Annotated in this window: 20 protein-coding genes and 1 tRNA gene; 12 read left to right on the top strand and 9 right to left on the bottom strand. The window is 44.5% G+C overall.

The window, feature by feature from the left end; all coding sequences use genetic code 11:
• The first annotated feature begins 67 nt into the window (after positions 1-67).
• The 3 genes from ITJ87_RS18790 to ITJ87_RS13595 all read left to right on the top strand — a co-directional run bounded on the left by ITJ87_RS18790 (position 68) and on the right by ITJ87_RS13595 (position 6,192).
• Positions 68-5,269 (top strand): hypothetical protein, encoded by a 5,202-nt coding sequence (locus ITJ87_RS18790; protein WP_230391779.1) that lies wholly within the window; start codon positions 68-70, stop codon positions 5,267-5,269.
• A gap of 12 nt (positions 5,270-5,281) precedes the next feature.
• Complete coding sequence (locus ITJ87_RS13600) at positions 5,282-5,725, top strand: hypothetical protein (protein ID WP_196096255.1); 444 nt, start codon at positions 5,282-5,284, stop codon at positions 5,723-5,725.
• An 89-nt stretch (positions 5,726-5,814) separates the two neighbouring features.
• Entirely contained in the window at positions 5,815-6,192 is a 378-nt protein-coding gene (locus ITJ87_RS13595; protein WP_117984029.1) for a pyocin knob domain-containing protein, read from the top strand.
• A gap of 89 nt (positions 6,193-6,281) precedes the next feature.
• Here ITJ87_RS13595 and ITJ87_RS13590 read toward each other — a convergent pair whose 3' ends face one another.
• The 6 genes from ITJ87_RS13590 to ITJ87_RS13565 form a co-directional block, all read right to left on the bottom strand.
• Positions 6,282-6,695, bottom strand: coding sequence for a hypothetical protein (locus ITJ87_RS13590; protein ID WP_196096253.1), 414 nt, complete (start codon positions 6,693-6,695; stop codon positions 6,282-6,284).
• Between the two features lie 55 nt (positions 6,696-6,750).
• On the bottom strand, positions 6,751-7,182 hold the full coding sequence (locus ITJ87_RS13585; protein WP_196096333.1) for a hypothetical protein: 432 nt from the start codon (positions 7,180-7,182) through the stop codon (positions 6,751-6,753).
• Between the two features lie 72 nt (positions 7,183-7,254).
• Positions 7,255-7,668: a hypothetical protein gene (locus ITJ87_RS13580; RefSeq protein ID WP_196096251.1), complete on the bottom strand. Its 414-nt coding sequence runs from the start codon at positions 7,666-7,668 to the stop codon at positions 7,255-7,257.
• Positions 7,669-7,742: 74 nt separating this feature from the next.
• Entirely contained in the window at positions 7,743-8,273 is a 531-nt protein-coding gene (locus ITJ87_RS13575; protein WP_117600618.1) for a hypothetical protein, read from the bottom strand.
• Positions 8,274-8,346: 73 nt separating this feature from the next.
• Positions 8,347-8,643, bottom strand: a complete 297-nt coding sequence (locus ITJ87_RS13570) for a hypothetical protein (protein WP_196096249.1) — start codon at positions 8,641-8,643, stop codon at positions 8,347-8,349.
• 161 nt (positions 8,644-8,804) lie between these two features.
• Entirely contained in the window at positions 8,805-9,200 is a 396-nt protein-coding gene (locus tag ITJ87_RS13565) for a hypothetical protein (RefSeq protein ID WP_196096332.1), read from the bottom strand.
• A gap of 72 nt (positions 9,201-9,272) precedes the next feature.
• Here ITJ87_RS13565 and ITJ87_RS13560 point away from each other — a divergent pair, with 72 nt between their 5' ends.
• The 6 genes from ITJ87_RS13560 (at position 9,273) to ITJ87_RS13535 (ending at position 12,401) form a co-directional block, all read left to right on the top strand.
• Positions 9,273-9,872, top strand: coding sequence for a master DNA invertase Mpi family serine-type recombinase (locus ITJ87_RS13560; protein WP_196096331.1), 600 nt, complete (start codon positions 9,273-9,275; stop codon positions 9,870-9,872).
• A gap of 146 nt (positions 9,873-10,018) precedes the next feature.
• Positions 10,019-10,360 carry a hypothetical protein gene (locus ITJ87_RS13555; protein ID WP_119958097.1) on the top strand — a complete coding sequence of 114 codons (342 nt, stop codon included), beginning with the start codon at positions 10,019-10,021 and terminating at the stop codon, positions 10,358-10,360.
• Positions 10,361-10,382: 22 nt separating this feature from the next.
• Positions 10,383-10,907, top strand: a complete 525-nt coding sequence (locus ITJ87_RS13550; protein WP_119962309.1) for a glycoside hydrolase family 108 protein — start codon at positions 10,383-10,385, stop codon at positions 10,905-10,907.
• Positions 10,904-11,365: a DUF6808 domain-containing protein gene (locus tag ITJ87_RS13545; RefSeq protein WP_119962310.1), complete on the top strand. Its 462-nt coding sequence runs from the start codon at positions 10,904-10,906 to the stop codon at positions 11,363-11,365. The genes ITJ87_RS13550 and ITJ87_RS13545 overlap by 4 nt, the downstream gene beginning before the upstream one ends.
• 195 nt (positions 11,366-11,560) lie before the next feature.
• Positions 11,561-12,058: a hypothetical protein gene (locus tag ITJ87_RS13540; protein WP_061411836.1), complete on the top strand. Its 498-nt coding sequence runs from the start codon at positions 11,561-11,563 to the stop codon at positions 12,056-12,058.
• Positions 12,059-12,173: 115 nt separating this feature from the next.
• A complete protein-coding gene (locus ITJ87_RS13535; RefSeq protein ID WP_119993390.1) occupies positions 12,174-12,401 on the top strand; it encodes a hypothetical protein in 228 nt (75 codons plus the stop codon).
• Positions 12,402-12,451: 50 nt separating this feature from the next.
• Here ITJ87_RS13535 and ITJ87_RS13530 read toward each other — a convergent pair whose 3' ends face one another.
• The 3 genes from ITJ87_RS13530 to ITJ87_RS13520 form a co-directional block, all read right to left on the bottom strand.
• The gene (locus ITJ87_RS13530) at positions 12,452-13,660 is read right to left on the bottom strand and encodes a site-specific integrase (protein WP_119992640.1); all 1,209 of its coding nucleotides are present in this window, start codon (positions 13,658-13,660) and stop codon (positions 12,452-12,454) included.
• Between the two features lie 130 nt (positions 13,661-13,790).
• Positions 13,791-13,865 (bottom strand) — tRNA-Pro (locus ITJ87_RS13525).
• A gap of 86 nt (positions 13,866-13,951) precedes the next feature.
• The gene (locus tag ITJ87_RS13520) at positions 13,952-14,659 is read right to left on the bottom strand and encodes a tRNA1(Val) (adenine(37)-N6)-methyltransferase (RefSeq protein ID WP_117964583.1); all 708 of its coding nucleotides are present in this window, start codon (positions 14,657-14,659) and stop codon (positions 13,952-13,954) included.
• 170 nt (positions 14,660-14,829) lie between these two features.
• On the opposite strand from ITJ87_RS13520, the gene lon reads away from it, so the two are divergent.
• From lon to ITJ87_RS13505, 3 genes are read left to right on the top strand one after another with little or no spacing between them, the layout of a single operon-like run.
• Entirely contained in the window at positions 14,830-17,310 is a 2,481-nt protein-coding gene (gene lon / locus ITJ87_RS13515; RefSeq protein ID WP_117964584.1) for an endopeptidase La, read from the top strand.
• Positions 17,307-18,437 carry a tRNA guanosine(34) transglycosylase Tgt gene (tgt, locus tag ITJ87_RS13510; protein ID WP_005825470.1) on the top strand — a complete coding sequence of 377 codons (1,131 nt, stop codon included), beginning with the start codon at positions 17,307-17,309 and terminating at the stop codon, positions 18,435-18,437. The genes lon and tgt overlap by 4 nt, the downstream gene beginning before the upstream one ends.
• On the top strand, positions 18,434-19,570 hold the full coding sequence (locus tag ITJ87_RS13505) for an LptF/LptG family permease (RefSeq protein ID WP_117964622.1): 1,137 nt from the start codon (positions 18,434-18,436) through the stop codon (positions 19,568-19,570). Before tgt ends, ITJ87_RS13505 begins: the two co-directional genes overlap by 4 nt.
• Positions 19,571-19,704 lie beyond the last annotated feature (134 nt).

Genomic DNA, 19,704 nt, shown 5'->3' with positions numbered 1-19,704 from the left:
TGATGATGCGTTGTCCTTTCTGCATGCAATCAATCCACATAAATTCGCACCAAAAACAGAATGTAAAATGAATATCATCCAACAGCCCGACATGCTGTCGCTCTCGATGAACCTGAAGAATTTCATCATCGGCTCTTCCCGGCAGACGACATTCACTCTGAAGGCCGGCGACAAAGAACTGGTGTCTCAGGTATATGCTCCTGATGAAAACGGAGTGATGGAGATAGATATACATGAAATTGTACACTCGTTTCTGTCATACAGCTTGAAAGACATCGGAGAGGTATATCAGCAAACCAACCTGGTTGCCGATTTCACAGCAGTCATCGACTCCACTGAAATCACCTTTCGCGTTATCCGCTCTGGAGTGGACCGCTTGACTGACTCCGCCACCAATTTCCTGACACAGAATTTCCTCACCTGGCAGCCGAATGTAAAGCCGGTCACTTATTATTCTCCGGAGTTCCTGACCTACTATGCTGTGGTTGCCGGTACAGTCAAACTCCGCGCATACTTTACTGATGAGTCTGGAACTGTTAAATCTCAGACTGATTATACTGTTACAGAATTGATGCCAGGTATAGCTTATACCATGCCTCTACAATACTCTGTCGTTGCGGGGTGGCTGGGGCATAAATTACCTGCATATTATGATGTATGGGTCGAGAACACCTCCGGCCAGCGTCTTACATATATACAGCGTTACTATGCTGAGGATATGCGCTCCGAGCAGGAACAATGGGTACTGTTCGAGAATTCTCTGGGCGGTATAGATACCTTTCGGGCTTACGGTGTTACTACTCTTAATGGGGAGCACACTCATAATATAGCGGAAACTGATGAATGTTTCCAAGAGTATCGTGTGGATACCGAAAGGAAATTTCAAAAGAATACCGGATACTTAAATGATAATGAACGCAAATGGTTGCTTGACTTTTTTCCATCCCAGAAAAAATATCTGTATGCAGGTAATTATTTGCGGCAGATAGTCGTAATGGAAAGCAATGTCAGCTTTACGGATCGTGACATACCGAGTAATTATACATTCACATTTAAGTATGCGGATGCCCGTCCTCTACTAAATCTTCCCAGAACTGATCTTCCGGCAGATATTCTTAACATCACTGTTCCCGAAGTCGGTTCTTTTACGGTGCCCCCTCGGCTTGCTGAATTTTCCCGCTTACCACTTTCCGAGGGGGCCTTATTTCCCATACAAAATCCATATTCAGAGGAATGGTCAACTACTAATGTAGCTGCAATTGGGTATTACCTCGCAGACTTTTTATCTCGCATCTTTGGTTCTGGCGGCGGTGTCGGCCATAAACACCGTAACTATGATTTGCTTGAATTGCTTTCATATATTGAAGGTTATCTGCTGGTAAATGGCCAAAAGATAAAAGCTGGTTATGCGGACAAAGCTGGTTCTGTTGATGGAATGGAGGATATGTTCCTTCACAAAGACCGAGCTGACGGCACTCCCTTCCCCATAACCTTCGGAGATTGGGTCAAGTTCGGCGAGTTCCTCACCGGCATTTCCGGAGGGTGCATCGACAAGAATGGCATCCTTGAAATGGAAGAGGGCATTTTCCGCAAACGTCTGTTTGTTCCGGAGATTGCCTATAACCGTGTGACCTATTTCAAAGGCAGAATGTGCGCCTCTCCCGGAGGTGGATGTACGGTTAAGGAATGGAGCGACAACGGTGACGGCAGCTACACCATAACTCCTGACCTGACCGATGCCGACGGGCTGAGCCAGTTTGTCGATGATATACTTACTACTTACTTCGTCACCAAGAACGCCGAAGGCAAGCTGCAGGGTTTCGAGGAGATGAAGTTCCGGGTGACTTCCGCAGACTATACAGCCAAGACATTCGTCATGACGCCGAAGCCAGGTACTGACTGGAAGCCGGGGGATGCGATGGTACTCGCCCAGACGGGTAACTTTACAGATGAGGATAGGCAGACGTACATCCTGATTGATACGGTTAACGGCAACAACTGTATTACTTTCTTCGACCACGCCAACACCTGGGATGTCGAACCGGCACAAGAGATGTCTTGGATTGGCAAGAAGAAAGGTCGTACCGTGCATGGCATTCCTGCAGACAATTATTCGGCTGTTTTTCGCCACGTCATCATGTCCGGCAAGATATTCCAGGTGGATGACATCACCGGCGAGGCTTTCCGGGTGCCATTGTTCAAAGGGACGTGGCAGAAGGGTGAGAAGTATGCCTATTACGATGAGGTGACGCATAACGGCAGCTCCTGGATATGTGTAAACGAGAAAGGCACGTCTACAGAACCGGCAGACGGTAATGCCGACTGGCTGAAATACGCGGCAAAGGGAGAAAGCGGCAAGGGCATCAAGTCTACCGATGTGGAATACGCGATATCGGTGTCGAATGTCATTGCCCCGGTGGACGGTTGGCAGACTACCTCTCCTGAATGGGAAGCCGGCAAGTATATCTGGTCGCGGACGAAGATTGTCTATTCTGATGGCGAAGTCAAGTACACCCAAGCGGCTTGTATCAGTGGTGGGCAGGGAGCTGACGGCAAGGGCATCAAGTCCATTACCGAAGAATACTACCTATCCTCTTCATCGGCCACCACAACCGGAGGCAAGTGGCAGACTACCTCTCCGGCATGGAAAAACGGATGGTATATCTGGACTCGGACAAGGATAGTCTTTACTGATGGCACTACCACTACAACGAACGCCATCTGTGTGACTGGCAGCAAGGGTGCAGACGGTACAAGCATTACCAATTGCGGTAACTGGCAGACCGGAAAGCATATACCTTACATGGGTATTACCAAGATGGCCGGACGTGTGTTCTTCTGCATCGCTCCTGATGGTACCGACAATCCTCCGATGTGGACTCAGACGACCAATGAGGGGCGCCGCATCCTGCAGACGCAGAACGGCGGCAAGTCCTACGGTTATACCATTACCGGGGACCTTAATACCGCTGAGTATGAGCTGCTGGTGGAGAACGGCCAGGATGGTAAGGATGGAAAAGGCTATGAGTGGATATTCAAGCATACGACAGAGAATGTGACGCCTCCTACACCAGCCACCTCGCAGGTAGATGACTATGTGCCGTCCGGCTGGCATGATGATCCGATTGGGGTGAGCGAGAGCCTGCCATACGAGTGGGCTTGTTGCCGCACGAAGAAGGACGGTGTATGGAGTGCGTTTTCACCGGCAGCCATCTGGGCCAAATGGGGCTTTGACGGCGAGTCGGCCATTGTAGCCGATTTCGACAATGAGATGGAAAGCATTGCCTTGACATATGAGGGGAAAACCGTTGCGCAGTCCGTGCTCAAAACGACCGTCGGCATGTGGTATGGCACGCAAAAACTACAGCTCAAGTCTATCTCATGCGTGACCCCGGCAGGTGTCACGGAGAGCTACAATGTCAATACGGGTGTGATAGCGTTTACCGTGGCTTCCGGCATTTCAATGCCTGCACGTTCAGAGGTTAGGATAACCGTTACGGCTACCGTGCAAGATACGGATATAAGCCGTGAGCTGGTGTTCACCATTACCGGGGTGCGTGCCGGTAATCCGGGCAGTGATGCGATACTTTATAGGCTGGTGCCTTCCGTCTCATCGGTAAGCAAGCGGAAGGACGGCACTTATAGTGTAGCCGGGGTGTCATGTACACGTACCAAGTCGGTCGGTGGCAGTACAGCTGTTACGACGGATGGTGTGCTGAAATACAGTAAGGACGGTGGTTCGGAGGTCGAAATACAGAACGGCACGGCCATTTCCCCGAAGAACTTCACGACGCAGCTGCAGTTCGTGTTCTACGTGGGTGGGCAGGTCGTGGACCGGGAAACTATTCCTATGGTTGTGGACGGTACCGACGGTAATCCTGGAAAACCGGGCGGTGACGGCGAATCAGTCAAGGCTGGCGGTGAGTGGAGAACCGCTAATACTCCATATAAAAAGCTCACCATCTGTACGATGGGGAGTCGCTCCTGGCTCTCCAAGGTTGATACTTCGAATCCACCTCTATGGACTCAGACAACTCATGACGGGAGGCGAATCACTCAGACCCAGAACGGTGGAAAGAGTTACGGCTATATCATTACGGAAGAAGTAAACACCGACGAATGGGAGCAGCTTACCCAGGATGGCGGCATGGTCTATCTCATCAGTACATGCAGCAATATACGGGTGAGCAGTGCCGGGTCTTTGGTGCCTTCAGCTTTCCGCGTCTATGCTAAGCGGACGCTCGGCAGCGCCACATTGACTTATCCGGACGGATATCTGGCAGCGAGAGGCTACAGCAACGGGATATGGAGCGCCATCGCAGGGCCTTCGAGGGCTTCCGAGATTACGGTCAACGCTTCGGCTGGGTATTCCACTTTCTCGGTTCGCTGTTATCAGAGCCAGGCGGACGCTTCGGCATGGAATGACAGTTTCATTGCGGAGATATCAGTGGGTGTCAGCTATGACGGAGCAAGCGGACGAGACGCCAGCGAGCCGCGTCCGAGAGGTTTTTTCGCCAAAGGCAACACATATGTCTGGAATGAAGATTACCATGACATCGTACTGGCCACATTCAACAATCGTACCATTCCGTTTCGGGTACGGGCTTACGGTACGTCGGTCACTGTCGCACCTACCTCGATAGACGGTGATGCTAATTGGGAGGCGGCACAGCAGTATATGTTTGTGGCTATGGATATGGCTTTAATAAGAAAGATACGTGCCGATGAAATCTATGTGGATGATTTGGTGGTGCAGAATGTGCTGGCAAGGGATAAAACCGGTAAAGCCATGTGCCAGATTGACGGGGAGAATGGTGGCATTGGATTCCTGGCCGGAGGCAATATCCGATGGGATGCCAAAGGTAATGTGTTCCAGGACGCCTCAATCTTCCGAAAGCTGAAACTTCTGGAGCCGAAATCCGACGTGAATGAATACTACCTAGATTTCGACACCGGGTTGAACTTTGAAATATCCCGGATATTCTCACTTCCAACGCTAGAGGAAACAATATACCTGCCGAATGCGGCAGAATATGAAGGTGGAGAGTGCATGCTGTATAATGGAGGTGTCTATACCCGTCTCACTGGACCTGCATCCATAAAAGTCGCAGGTGGAGGTAGCTTTATCATAGACGGAGAATACTATTCTAAAATCATTGTTCCGTCGCTTTCCATTGCTCAATTCAAGGCCGTAGCGACATACTCTGATGGAGTAAAGGATGAGGTGAAATGGGTTCTAATATCAGGAAAAGCGGAATCGAAAACTTAAAATATCAGTGTTATGAAAGTGTTTTATGAAAGCAAAATTGCAAAATGGCTGCTGTGGCAGGGCTACAACACCATCACATTGGGATGCTTCGTCTTCACCAAGAAAAGCAAGGAGGAGATGAAGCGGAGTACACTTAACCATGAGGCGATTCATGTGCGCCAATGGGAAGAATGTATGATTGCTTCGGCTGTGCTACTGACGGTAATCCTGCTGTTTACCGGATTCAACTTATGGGTATATCTACTTTGCCCGTTGTGGTTCTACCTTCAGTATGGATTGGAGTACGCAATATCCTACATGTATCACTTATGCCGTAACCGGTGCTGGGTGAATGTAGGTGATAAGGCTTACGGAAATTCAGCATTCGAGATGGAGGCAGAAGCCAACGAAGAGGTAGACGGTTATCTTGATGTGAGAACTCCTTTTGAGTTCTTCAAATATTACGGAAAAATTTGATTTATAATTTACAAAACGAGTTAATTATTAAAATGTTAAATCGGGTAATATTTCCATCCGGAAATTATGCCCATTAAATGTAATAGATTATGGCAGAGAAGCAAGATATAGCGATGAACCAGTTCCAAGTGGTGACGGATGTAGAATACATCTATGGAGAAACAGCGAATGGCAGCCAGGGGAAGATTAAGAAGAGTGATTTATTCACAAGAGTTTTTGCATATAAAGGACTTCTGAGAGAAGATAAAGACCTTAATACTATTTCGGAAAATGGAATATATTATTCTGCTAATGCGTTGAATTCGCCAGAAAGAGTAACTGGGTTATTGTTGCATTACATGGAAACAGATATGGCTTCCCAAATTCTAATAAATTCACGAACTGGGGAGTTATATACTCGTTCACAAGTATATAATACGGGAAATTGGGACAAGTGGACCGAATGGAAGTCAATAACTCTTACCTAATCTGATAATAGTATTTATTACCCGTTCTGACCGATATGGCCGGAACGGGCATAACCAGAAGAAAATCCACATGGCTTGCAGAACCACTATCAGAAGGTACCAATCCTTTTTAAAACGATGGATGTTTCAGTGCTTCTGTTGTTTTTGATAAAAAAGCTACCATTTGTCGTTTTTCGACCGAAAACAACACCTTTAGTCCCATCTGTATAATCACAGTAAAAATTTGAACCTGCATCTGACACAAAACCTTTTGAATAGGAACCAAAAGCAAATATAGCAGTTGCTGCATTGTTGGGGGATGCAAGCAAATACATACCGTACCCCAAGTCACCAAGGTCTTTTTCTTCACCTGCTGCCAGCGTAAGGTTAAAGATGTATATTTCCATTGCATTCATTACCTCTTGAATTGTCGGACTAATACTGTTACCATTCGCCGCCAACCCACGCAACCGTGCTGGCGTTCCACCACTCATCGCATTCTCTCTAATATCTTGTTCTGCCATAATATTGCATATTTAAGGGGCAAAGGATTCGGCAGAGAAACATAATGCTGGTTGGCTATAATCTATTTATGGAAAATCTTTGAACACTACTTCTTAAATTTGTAACTCTTATGGTTTTACTGCCGTCTTTTAGTTGCTCTATATTAAATAAATTCCCTACGATGTTGGACGAATCAATAACGGCTTTAAAATCTTTTTTATAATAAGCTAAATGGAATAGGAGACTGGAGCCATTAAGTTCCTCGCTGACAAATAGAAATATTCCATAATAAGGAAGAGGAATATCTACACTGCCTTCCCCTACAATACTATATTCGACTCTTCCTTGTCCAGCGCTTGCCATCCCTTTCTCTTCCATAGTTGCTACTGGCATTGCGCTTGCCACCTCTTCCAATGTCGGTGATATACTGTTGCCGTTTGCCGCCAGTCCACGTAATCGTGCCGGAGTACCCCCAGCCATTGCATTCTCTTTAATATCTTCTGCCATACCTTGTACGTTTAAGGGGCAGAAGATAAGGCAGAAAAAGTAGAATGAATAAATTGCTCTATTATAAGTAATTTATATTTGCCTCCACGATGAATAAACAATCTTTTTTCCATCACCTTTCCCCGTTCGCAAATTAATCGAATTGTCTCCTGGAACAATTTGAATAATTCTTTGGGAAGCAGTAACAACGCCTTTATCTGACCTCTGTATATTAATACAGAATGAATAGGTCGCAGGAGAATTTAGAATCCCCGTAACAATATCATATATGGATATTCCAGGGTCTTCGTTTTTGTATATGTTATTTAAATCTGAGTCTGGTATGCCACCTTTACTTCTAATAGAGGTGATATATCTTTTTACAATATTAATAAAAACATCCTTTTCAATCTTCCCTTGGCTACTGTCTGTTGCCTCTCCGTATAGGTACGCTGCATCCGTCAGCAGCTTAAATGCATTCATTGCTATATCTTGTTTCTCTGCCATACTTCTGTACATTTAAGGGGCAAGAAGATTAATGAGAATACATCAACTGTTTTTTTGTATTGAATTATGTAATATTATGGAACATACACGATATTGGAGGGTTCGGATTCATAACTCGTGAACTCATGTATTTCCGACCCTATCACATAACCTATATAAGAATTGCCTGCATACTCTTTTAAATAGACGTATGCCTTATTGTCTTTAATTACATAGCCAATCCGATTATGACAAACTCCTGAAACATACATGGCGCTATTATAATACGTCAGTGTAGCATCGATTAAATATCTATCAGTGGACGCATAACTTCCCATACTAATATTTACACGAAAAGGGGCATACGCATCATAATTCAGAATACCAATTAGTTTATACCGATTAGAAAATCCTCCTGCTACTCCACCAATAATAGTCGTTTCTCTCAAGTAAAATGCTTGATCTGCACTCATTATTCCTTTGGAAGAATGTGTAGCCTCTGGCATCGCACTTACTACTTCTGCCAATGTTGGTGATATGCTATTACCATTTGCCGCCAACCCACGCAGTCGTGCCGGAGTGCCACCAGCCATCGCATTTTCTCTAATATCCTGCTTCTCTGCCATACTTCTGTACATTTAAGGGGCAGAAGATAAGGCAGAAAAAGTAGAATGAATAAATTGCTTTATTATAGGTAATTTATATTTGCCTCCAATTAGTATAAAGGATGGCATCCCCACTGCTATAGCCTTCTCTGATATACGTGAGCCTTCCGCTTACCATCTGAAAGATAAATTGGCTACCACTGGCATCTCCTTTAGATGAACGCTGCACATGAATACAAACACCATATTCTATCGGTGAATTTTCTGTCTTTCCTATATAAACAACACTTAAACCTTCATTTAAAACCTTGTATGCTTCATTCAAATCGTTTAAAGATGTGATTCCAATTCCCTTAATAGACAGTAATGTACTTAATGAGGGAAGCTCCATCTTAGCTTGCCCACTATCTGTTTTTTCCCATACACATACTTCATACTTGTGACTACCGGAAACTGGTTCATTGCTATATCCTGCTTCTCTGCCATATCTTCCTTACATTTAAGGGGCAGAAGATTGGATAAGAAATGAAAGAGGCAAATTATACCACCAAATTAGGTAAGTGAAATTGACCTCCATTTAGACCAGGTAGAATAAGAAGCATCATTCCCCCTCAATACAAATCGTACTTTCAAAGCAATAGCAGCAGAGTCTTCTTCATAATTGCTATCATATCCTATTTGCATAACTGATGGCGGTGCGGCAAATACTCCCAGAAACGTTATCCCTACAACTTTAGCAGTAGGGTTACTACCGACATAATATATCCCATTGTTTTTTAATTCATTAATATCTCCATTCGGATAGTTTAAATTTCCACTTAGAACAGAGGAAAGCAAATCACTCTTCTTTATTTTCCCCTGGGAGCCATCTGCCAGTTCTACATATATATACGGTGCATCCGTCACCATTTGAAACTGATTCATTGCTATATCTTGCTTATCTGCCATATTCTTACATTTAAGGGGCGATTGAATTCTGTTTTGGTAAGGCTAATGATTAAAGTTATCTTCACGACAAAAATGATTTACGCATACATTCGTGTTTCGACAGATAAGCAAACAGTAGAAAACCAGCGTTTCGAGATAGAGAAGTTTTGTAAGGTAAGAGAGCTGCAAATAGACAGATGGGTGTCGGAAACCATATCCGGTACCAAGTCTGCAAAAGAACGGAAGCTTGGCGCTTTGCTGAAAAAACTTAAAAAGGGTGATACCCTTATTTGCTCTGAAATTAGTCGTCTTGGGCGTCGTCTGATGGAAGTGATGAGCATTCTAAACACTCTCATGCAAAAAAAAATCACTGTTCTGACTGTAAAGGAGAAGTATGAGTTGGGTAACAATATACAGTCTCAGATACTTGCCTTCGCTTTTGGTCTGTCAGCTCAGATTGAACGTGATTTGATTTCGCAACGGACCAAAGAAGGCCTTGCCAGACGTGTTGCCGAAGGACAGAAATTAGGGCGGCATAAGGGTGGAAAGAATTCGCATTACAAGCTTACAGGAAAGGAACCTCTCATTAGAACTATGCTCGAATATGGTTATTCGAAGGCTGCTATCTGTCGTAAGCTTAAATGCAATCCTAAAACATTGGATGACCATTTGCGGAGAATGTCAAAAAAATAATGTCCTTTTTGAAGGCTACATCCATATCTATCTTTGCATTGACATTCTGTGTCAGTGGAAAATCCCGAATTGGCAGCATGTTTGACATAGGCTTACTTACTTTTGTGGTTGTCTGACAATTTGATGGTTATAAATAAAGTAATAAAATGGGTATGAATGATTGGGTTATGCTGGTGACCGCACTCGGTGGCATCGAGGGCATCAAGCAGCTTATTAAGTGGTGGATGTCGCGCAAAACCAATGCGCGTATTGAGGACGCACATGCTGATGTAGAGGAGTTCAAGGCATTACGGGAGTACAACGAGTTTCTGCAGAAGCAGCTTTCGGAGAAGGAACAGCGGTTTGTGGAGCAGACTGACCGGCTCCGTAAGGCACAGGATGAGCTGTTTACACTGAAGGAAACTAATTCTGACTTGAAACTGGAACTGGCACTGAAACGGTGTGAGAGAAAGAAGTGCGGTGATAGAGAACCGCAAAATGGGTATTAATTGAATAAGGAGGAAAATTGAAATGGCGAATGTGAATCAACTTGCACCGTTTATCCTAAAATGGGAAGGCGGTTTCGTGAATGACCCGGCAGACCTTGGAGGTGCTACAAATATGGGTGTGACTATCGGTACGTGGAAGTCATGCGGCTATGACAAGGACGGCGACGGTGATATAGACGTAGATGACCTGCATCTGCTTACCCGTGAGGATGTCGTTAAACGGGTGCTCAAGCCGCATTATTGGGACAGATGGAAAGCTGACGATATTAAATCGCAATCAGTTGCTAATATCCTTGTCGATTGGGTGTGGGCATCCGGTGCACACGGAATAAAGATTCCTCAACGTTTGCTTGGTGTTACTGTGGATGGAATAGTAGGTCCTAAGACACTTGCTGCGGTGAATGCCAGGAACCCGCGTGAGTTGTTCGACCAGATCAAGATTGCACGGTTCGATTTCATCGAGGATATATGCAAAAAACGTCCGGCGAACAATAAATTTAAGAGAGGTTGGATGAATCGGATTAATGATTTGAGATTCGAGGAATGAAAAAGTTACCGTGGATATTAATTGTACTGCTGGCAATTGCTTGTATCGTGGTTTGGTTCCGTCCGCATGAGCAGCCTCCGGCTGAAGTTCGTGTAGAGACGAAGATAAAGACGGTTGTCAAGGTAGATACGATGCTTATCTCTGCACCGATGGCAGTATTCTGGCGTTTCGTGCCGGATGATACGACACGGATAGGTGATACGCTGCTTCATCGCCGACAAGTAGTGTATTCAGACAGCTCGTATCGGGCTGTGGTGAGCGGATATGTAGACCCTCGGCTGGATAGTTTACAGATATTCCCAAGAACTGTGTATCAGACAGTGACGAATGACGTCTATCATCCGGTTCCCATCAAGTCGAAGAAGAAGCGTTGGGGATTAGGGTTGCAGGTAGGATATGGCTATCCGGGTGGTTTTTATGTCGGTGGTGGGGTGAGTTATAATTTGTTTATGTGGTAGAAAAAACATACCTTTGTTGCTGTAGTAGTTTTACTTATCATTCATTTGATAAGTGGCCCCGGCTTCCGTCGGGGCTTTTTATACAAGAAATGATTAGTTAAAAGTATTCCAGTGCCTACTTTCTTTTATATCTAAGTTGATATAAGCTCAGATATGATTATCTGAAAGTAAGAACAAATAATAATAGTATTAGATATGAAACAGAGAAGAAATAGGTCTGAGTCCAACTATAAACGTGCAAAGATTAATTCGTGGTGCAGGCTTTTAGAAAAGGATTTTGATTGGGATTATACGTTTTTATTGGAAATAGAGCGCAAGAAAATAATAGAAATGTATGAATACTTTAAAAAGTGTACGCGTTCGGATAAAATGCCTATAGTGGCAAGAGACTTGCAACTTTGCATTGGCCTATTGGATATTGTGCTCGAAAAAGATAATTTGCAGTTGGAATTTTCAGGAATGAAGACTATGCGTAGAGATGACGGTATGTATGAAATGGTAGAAAGTCCGCATATAATAGCTTGTAGGAATCTATACATTAACACTAAAAATGCATCAAGGTTCTGCCTATTTAATTTCCCGACAGATGATTATGATATTGAAATTATTCATAAAGAGGAATTGAGAAGATATAAGGCGTGGTATCTATATAATAAAATCAGAACTTACAAGTTGTTTTCTTGGTGGGATTAGGTAATAGGCATCCATCATTCTTACATCGTAAGGTTTTGATAGGTAAAGCAGTCCAATAAGCGACCTTTTTTCTTTGGCTTCTCTCTGCTATGATTTATCTTTGCAACAAAAAAATATGGCATACAATTATGACGAAGAAAGCGTGAATGCCTTAATGAAATGGGCTGAGAACGCACTATTACCCAAAGAGGTGACATTAAGTGAGGCAGAACATATTTTTGATACCTCCATGTATGTTAATGCGAATATCTGCGATATAAAGCAGCATTATCCGGATGCATTCTATAACCCGGCTATTGACCGGTTATATAGGTTGAAGGAGCATATGGAAGATAATATGTAGGACTGTAGGAGCGTAGGAGACCAATATTAGCCTCCTACATTATTTATTATCTACATATCGGGAAAATCCTCTTGTATCAGGGAGCTTTTTACCCCGAATCTTTTTTGCAAGTATCTCTCTGTAGTAGTAATTGATTTATGCCTGAAGTGCTTTTGTATTTCCCATGTATTAACTCCTGCATTGACCAGTTTTACTCCACCGGTATGTTTGAAGCTGTAAAGTTTGTATCTTTTGCTTAATCCCAGTTTATCCCTGATTCTGTCAAATCTATATCTGAAGGTATTTTTCCCAAGTCTGTGTTTTCCTGGCTGGCCGTCTCGAGAGAAAAGATACCAGTCTTCCGGATAGTTGCCTATCTTCAGCAGGTCATCAAGAACTTCATAAAGCTGCCTTGGCATATTGACTGTTTCTGTCAGTCCGTTCTTACTGATATCCTGACGGATGGTAATGGATGCTGTCTCCAGATTGATGTCACGTATCTGCAGATACAAGCATTCTTTCGGGCGGATTGCACAATAGTATTCAAGCTGACATAATAGCAGGAGTTGCGGGTCGTGCTCTCTCATATAGCCAATCAATATATTTCGGATCTTGTCTGGAATTGGGCTTGCCGCTTCATCTCTTTTCTCGCCAAGATTAGGTATATTGGTGACCGGATTAGCTACAACAAGCTTTTTGTGTAGTAAGTAATCGAAAAAAGTATGCAATAACTGCTTGTATTTCAATACTGTCCTGCGACTGATATGTCCAGTTCCGACTATGTGATAAAAAAAATTGTGTATATGTTCTTCTGATATTACACGCACGTTCTTGTTTGCCAAGCACCCCGCTTCCACCCATTCACAGAAGATCCTCAGTTTGGAACAGTAAGTCTGATAGGAGGAATGCGCAAGTTCGGCTTTTTTCAGTTGGAGGAATTCTGAAATGTGCACTCTGATGCTGACGGCACCCTTGCTGTTATTGCCCCATCTGTTGACCATGGCCTGATACATAAGCTCGTCTTGATAGGTAACATGGTTTTCAGCGAACGGATCCTCCCCACTGTTGAGCTTGTTTTTGATTGTAGATATCACTTTCTCGGCATGGGCACGCCTGGCACTTTCCGTTGCCAGTTCCGCAAAGCCCTCATAATGCCGAAACCGCTTCATCTCCCCGGTTTGTGGATCCCTCAAGGAATATTCCACATACCATTTTTTTGTTAGATCTCCGCCACAATCCTTTAGCTTGGGCAGGATAAATACAGATTTCTTTCTTGCCATTTTTGCTGTTTTTTTGAATTAAGGGTGATGATTTACTAACTCAATAGACAGTTAAATAGACAGTTATTTTTGTTGGACGCTTCCATATACAAAAATAAGTTGTTGAAAATCAACAACTTATTCATTTAAGTCGGGGTAGCGGGATTCGAACCCACGACCCCCTGCTCCCAAAGCAGGTGCGCTAACCGGACTGCGCTACACCCCGAATGCTTTACTTCTGAAAAGCGAGTGCAAAGGTAAAAACAATTCTGATACCAACCAAATATTTAGGCAAGTTTTATGCAATTAAAATTACATTTTCAGATAGAAATCTTTCGTTAAAGCTACATATTCAGGGGTAAACTCATTGTGATTCATCTCAATACAAAGTTTCTCTTCTCTACACTCTTTTGCTTCAAAACCAAAGTTCAGCAATACCCGTCTGCACGGTTTTCCGGGTTTGGTGAAGACTTGCACACGATGCAATGGAAACAACTTATGGTTCCAAGCTGTATCCACAACCGTTTTTTCAGCTTCCGCTGGAATAATGATGCTTACGACTCCTTGCTCTTCAAGCAAAGATGCCGAACGACGAAATAGTAAATCGTAATTCAAATTGCCCGCATGCCGTGCTGTGCACCTTTGTTCGTCAGGACATTTCAACGCATCTATAAAATAGGGAGGATTGGAAATGATGAGGTCAAATCTGTTTTCCGGCTGATAATCTCGGAAATCATGACATATGACCTCTACTCTACCGGCCCATGGAGAGTGAGATACATTTTCTGTGGCTTGTCCGGCTGCAGCTGCATCTATTTCGATTGCAGTAATCCGGGCATGCGGATTCCTTTGCGCTAACTGTAAGGCTATTAATCCGGTACCGGTTCCAACGTCCAGTATACGCTTCGCTTTGTCTGCCGGGGCCCATGCCCCAAGTAGTACACCATCTGTGCCGACCTTCATGGCGCATTTATCATGAAATATGGTAAATTGTTTAAACTTAAAAGATGATTTCGGCATGTTTATCTTCTTTAATTGGGTTCAAAAATAATCAAAACCTGCATATTTGTCATAAAATTGGCACTGTTTTTGTCTTTTTAAAGGATGAGAATGTCTATTTATGAAGAAATAGCTTAACTTTGCAAGCGCTTTATTGGCCTGCCAATATGACATAAACTAAAAAGAAAGAAATGAAGAAAAGAAATTACCTGAGTGATGTCGAAGATAGAAGCGGAAACGCTTTCTCTGTAATTGCTGATTTTGAGGGGAATGAGGAACAATTGATGGACATTGAGGTAGAAGAGGTTTTACCGATATTGCCTCTTCGAAATATGGTATTGTTCCCTGGGGTGTTTATGCCGGTATCTGTAGGAAGGAAATCTTCCCTCAAATTGGTGCGTGAAGCAGAAAAGAAAAATTCTTATATAGCTGTTGTATGCCAAAAGGTGGCTGAAACAGAGACACCTCTGCTTGAGGATTTACATACCATCGGTACAGTTGCCAAGATAGTACGTGTGCTTGAAATGCCAGACCAGACAACTACCGTCATTCTGCAAGGCTCCAAACGTATGGAACTGAAGGAGATTACGGATACGACTCCTTATCTGAAGGGACGGATAGTTACGCTGAATGAAGAACTTCCGGAGAAGAATGACAAGGAATTCCATGCATTGGTAGAGGCGTGTAAAGACTTGACAGTACGCTACATCAAGTCATCCGATATGTTTCCGCAGGATTCGGCATTTGCCATCAAGAACATTACCAATCCAATGTTTTTGGTAGACTTTATCTGTACGAACCTGCCACTCAAGAAAGACGAAAAGATAGAACTGCTCCGTATCGACTCTTTGCGGGCGCGTACTTACCGCCTGCTCGAAATTCTGAATCGTGAAGTGCAGCTTGCCGAAATCAAAGAATCTATCCAGATGCGTGCACGCGAGGATATAGACCAGCAGCAGCGTGAGTATTTCCTGCAGCAGCAGATTAAAACCATTCAGGATGAGCTGGGTGGCGGCGGTCAAGAGCAGGAAATAGAGGAAATGCGTAAGAAGGCGGAGACCATCAAATGGAATGATGAGGTGAAGGCTACGTTCCTAAAAGAGGTGGATAAGTTGGAACGCACCCATCCCCAGTCTCCCGACTATAGCGTGCAGCTGAACTATCTGCAGACGATGCTTAGTTTGCCGTGGGGCATTTATACGACGGATAATCTGAGCCTTGTCAATGCAGAAAAGACATTGAACAAAGACCATTATGGTTTGGAGAAGGTGAAAGAACGTATTTTGGAACATCTTGCCGTATTGAAGCTGAAGGGCGATATGAAATCCCCCATCATCTGTCTGTATGGCCCTCCGGGTGTGGGAAAAACCTCTTTGGGACGTTCCATTGCGGCTGCCTTGAAGCGTAAGTATATCCGTATGTCGCTGGGTGGCGTGCATGATGAAGCCGAGATTCGCGGTCACCGCAAGACATATATCGGTGCCATGCCGGGACGGATTATCAAGAATCTGATAAAGGCAGGTTCCTCCAATCCGGTATTTATTCTGGATGAAATAGATAAGGTGAGTGCCGACCGCCAAGGAGACCCCTCCTCTGCCCTCCTCGAAGTGCTCGACCCGGAACAGAATACTACATTCCATGATAACTTTCTGGATGTGGACTATGATTTGTCTAAAGTGATGTTCATCGCTACTGCCAATAATCTGAATACCATCCCCGGACCGTTGTTGGACCGTATGGAGCTGATTGAGGTAAGCGGCTATATCACGGAAGAAAAGATTGAAATTGCTCGCCGCCATCTGGTTCCGAAGGAATTGGAGGCAAACGGTATGAAAAAGAATGATATCAAGATTCCGAAGAACACGCTGGAAGCCATTATAGAGAATTATACTCGTGAGAGCGGTGTGCGCGAACTGGAAAAGAAAATCGGAAAGATACTCCGTAAATCTGCACGCCAATATGCTACGGACGGTTATTTTGCGAAGACCGAAATAAAACCGGGAGACTTGTATGAATTTCTGGGGGCACCCGAATATACCCGGGACAAGTATCAGGGTAATGAGTACGCAGGAGTAGTGACCGGTCTGGCGTGGACTGCCGTAGGTGGTGAAATACTTTTCGTGGAAACCAGCCTGAGCCGTGGCAAGGGCGGACGTTTGACATTGACCGGCAATTTGGGTGATGTAATGAAAGAGTCGGCCATGCTGGCATTGGAATACATCAAGGCGCATGCCTCCCTGCTGAATCTTGACGAAGAGATTTTTGATAACTGGAACATCCATGTCCATGTGCCCGAAGGCGCCATTCCGAAAGACGGTCCGTCTGCCGGTATCACGATGGCTACCTCCCTCGCTTCTGCCCTCACCCAGAAAAAGGTGAAGGCTAATCTTGCTATGACGGGAGAGATAACACTTCGCGGTAAGGTACTTCCGGTAGGAGGCATCAAGGAGAAGATACTGGCTGCCAAGCGTGCCGGTATCAAGGAGATTATCTTGAGCGATGAGAACCGCAAGAATATAGAAGAGATACAGGATATATATCTGAAAGGACTGACTTTCCACTATGTGAAAGATATTAAGGAGGTGTTTGCCATTGCGCTGACTGATGAAAAAGTAGCCGATGCCATCGACTTGTCCGTAAAGAAAGAAAAGACTGAAAAGAAAGAAGAATGACATTCGAGTTACAATATACAGACAGCAAGACCAATGCACGTGCCGGACTGATTACTACTGACCACGGGCAGATTGAGACACCTATCTTTATGCCGGTAGGTACAGTGGGAACAGTGAAAGGCGTGCATCTGCCCGAATTGAAAGAGGACATAAAGGCGCAGATAATATTGGGTAATACCTATCATCTTTATCTGCGTCCGGGACTGGAAGTGATAGAGAAAGCCGGTGGACTGCATAAGTTCAACGGCTTTGACCGTCCTATGCTGACAGATAGTGGCGGCTTCCAGGTATTTTCGTTGTCCGGTATCCGCAAGTTGCGCGAAGAAGGTGCGGAATTCCGTTCACACATCGATGGTAGCAAGCATATCTTTACACCGGAGAAGGTGATGGATATAGAACGGACTATCGGTGCAGACATCATGATGGCCTTTGATGAATGTCCTCCGGGGGATTCGGACTACGAATATGCCAAAAAATCACTGGGATTGACACATCGCTGGCTGGACCGCTGTATCAAGCGTTTCAACGAAACAGAACCGAAGTACGGTTATCAGCAATCCTTATTTCCCATTGTGCAGGGGTGTGTCTATCGCGACCTCCGCGAGCAGTCAGCAGAGTTTGTTGCCTCTAAAGGTGCTGACGGTAATGCCATTGGTGGTCTGGCTGTGGGCGAGCCTGTAGACAAGATGTACGAGATGATTGAGTTGGTGAACGGGATTCTTCCCAAAGACAAGCCTCGCTATCTGATGGGAGTCGGGACTCCGGTAAATATCCTGGAAGGCATTGAACGCGGTGTCGATATGTTCGATTGCGTGATGCCTACCCGAAACGGACGCAATGGCATGCTGTTTACCAAGGACGGCATCATGAACATGCGCAACAAAAAATGGGAAATGGATTTCTCTCCCATTGAAGCGGATGGCGCCTCTTACGTGGATACCATGTACAGCAAGGCATACTTGCGCCATCTGTTCCACGCACAGGAGCTGCTTGCCATGCAGATAGCATCTATCCACAACTTGGCTTTCTACTTGTGGCTGGCGGGCGAAGCACGTAAGCATATCATTGCAGGCGACTTTGCAACTTGGAAACCGATGATGGTGAAACGCGTATCGACAAGATTATGAGAAAAATGGACTGGAGGATATGGAAGAATATAAAGCTGCCGAGAGGTAAATTCTTGAAGCGGCTGGACTGGTACATCATTAAGAAGTTCTTAGGTACGTATGTCTTTGCCATTGCATTGATTATCTCCATTGCAGTGGTGTTCGACTTCAACGAGAAGATGGACCGCTTCATGTCTCATGAAGCGCCGTGGAATGCGATTGTCTTTGATTATTATCTGAACTTCATCCCCTACTTTGCCAATCTGTTCAGTCCGCTGTTTGTGTTTATCGCTGTAATCTTCTTTACTTCCAAACTGGCAGAGAACTCGGAAATCATCGCCATGTTCTCTACGGGAATGAGTTTCAAGCGTATGCTGCGTCCTTACATGGTGTCTGCGGCAATCATTGCGGTAGTGACGTTCTGCCTCGGATCTTATGTCATCCCCAAAGGTAGTGTGACACGTATTAATTTTGAGGACAAGTACTACAAACCTCGTAAGGCGAATACGGCACGGAACATCCAGCTGGAAGTGGATTCGGGAGTAATTGCCTATATCGAACGTTTTGAAGACTACAGCAAGACCGGTTATCGTTTTTCTTTGGACAAGTTCAATGACAAGCAACTGGTTTCCCACCTTACAGCCCGTTCCATTACCTACGACACGACGGCCGTGCATAAGTGGAAAATCAAGGATTATATGATTCGTCAGATGGATGGCATGAAGGAGAGTATCATAAAAGGAGGTCGCATAGATACCACTCTGTTCATGGAGCCTGCCGACTTTCTGATTATGAAGAATCAGCAGGAGATGCTGACCAGCCCTCAATTGAGCGAGTACATCAGCAGGCAGCGGCAACGCGGCTTTGCCAATATTAAGGAATTTGAGATAGAGTATCACAAACGCATTGCCATGTCGTTCGCCTCCTTTATCCTGACGTTGATAGGAGTGTCTTTGTCTTCCAAGAAAACGAAAGGCGGAATGGGATTGCATTTGGGTATCGGCTTGGCATTGAGTTTCTCTTATATTCTGTTTCAGACCATTGCTTCTACATTTGCCGTAAACGGCAACATGCCTCCAGTCATAGCTGTGTGGATACCGAATATAATGTATGCCTTCATTGCATTCTATTTATATAGGAAAGCGCCGAAATAAGCATTCTAAACCTCTACTTCAGCCTGCTCAAGTTGAGGTTTGGCGTACTAAAGTAGAGGTTTAGGATGCTTGTCTCCGGAAGTCCATTAAAATAAGAAACCCCTCCCACTCTTGCGTTCTACAAGTGTGGGAGG

It is taken from the genome of Bacteroides sp. HF-162 (genome assembly GCF_015679285.1).
Lineage (GTDB): Bacteria > Bacteroidota > Bacteroidia > Bacteroidales > Bacteroidaceae > Bacteroides > Bacteroides uniformis.
This window is presented reverse-complemented; position numbering and strand designations above follow the sequence as displayed.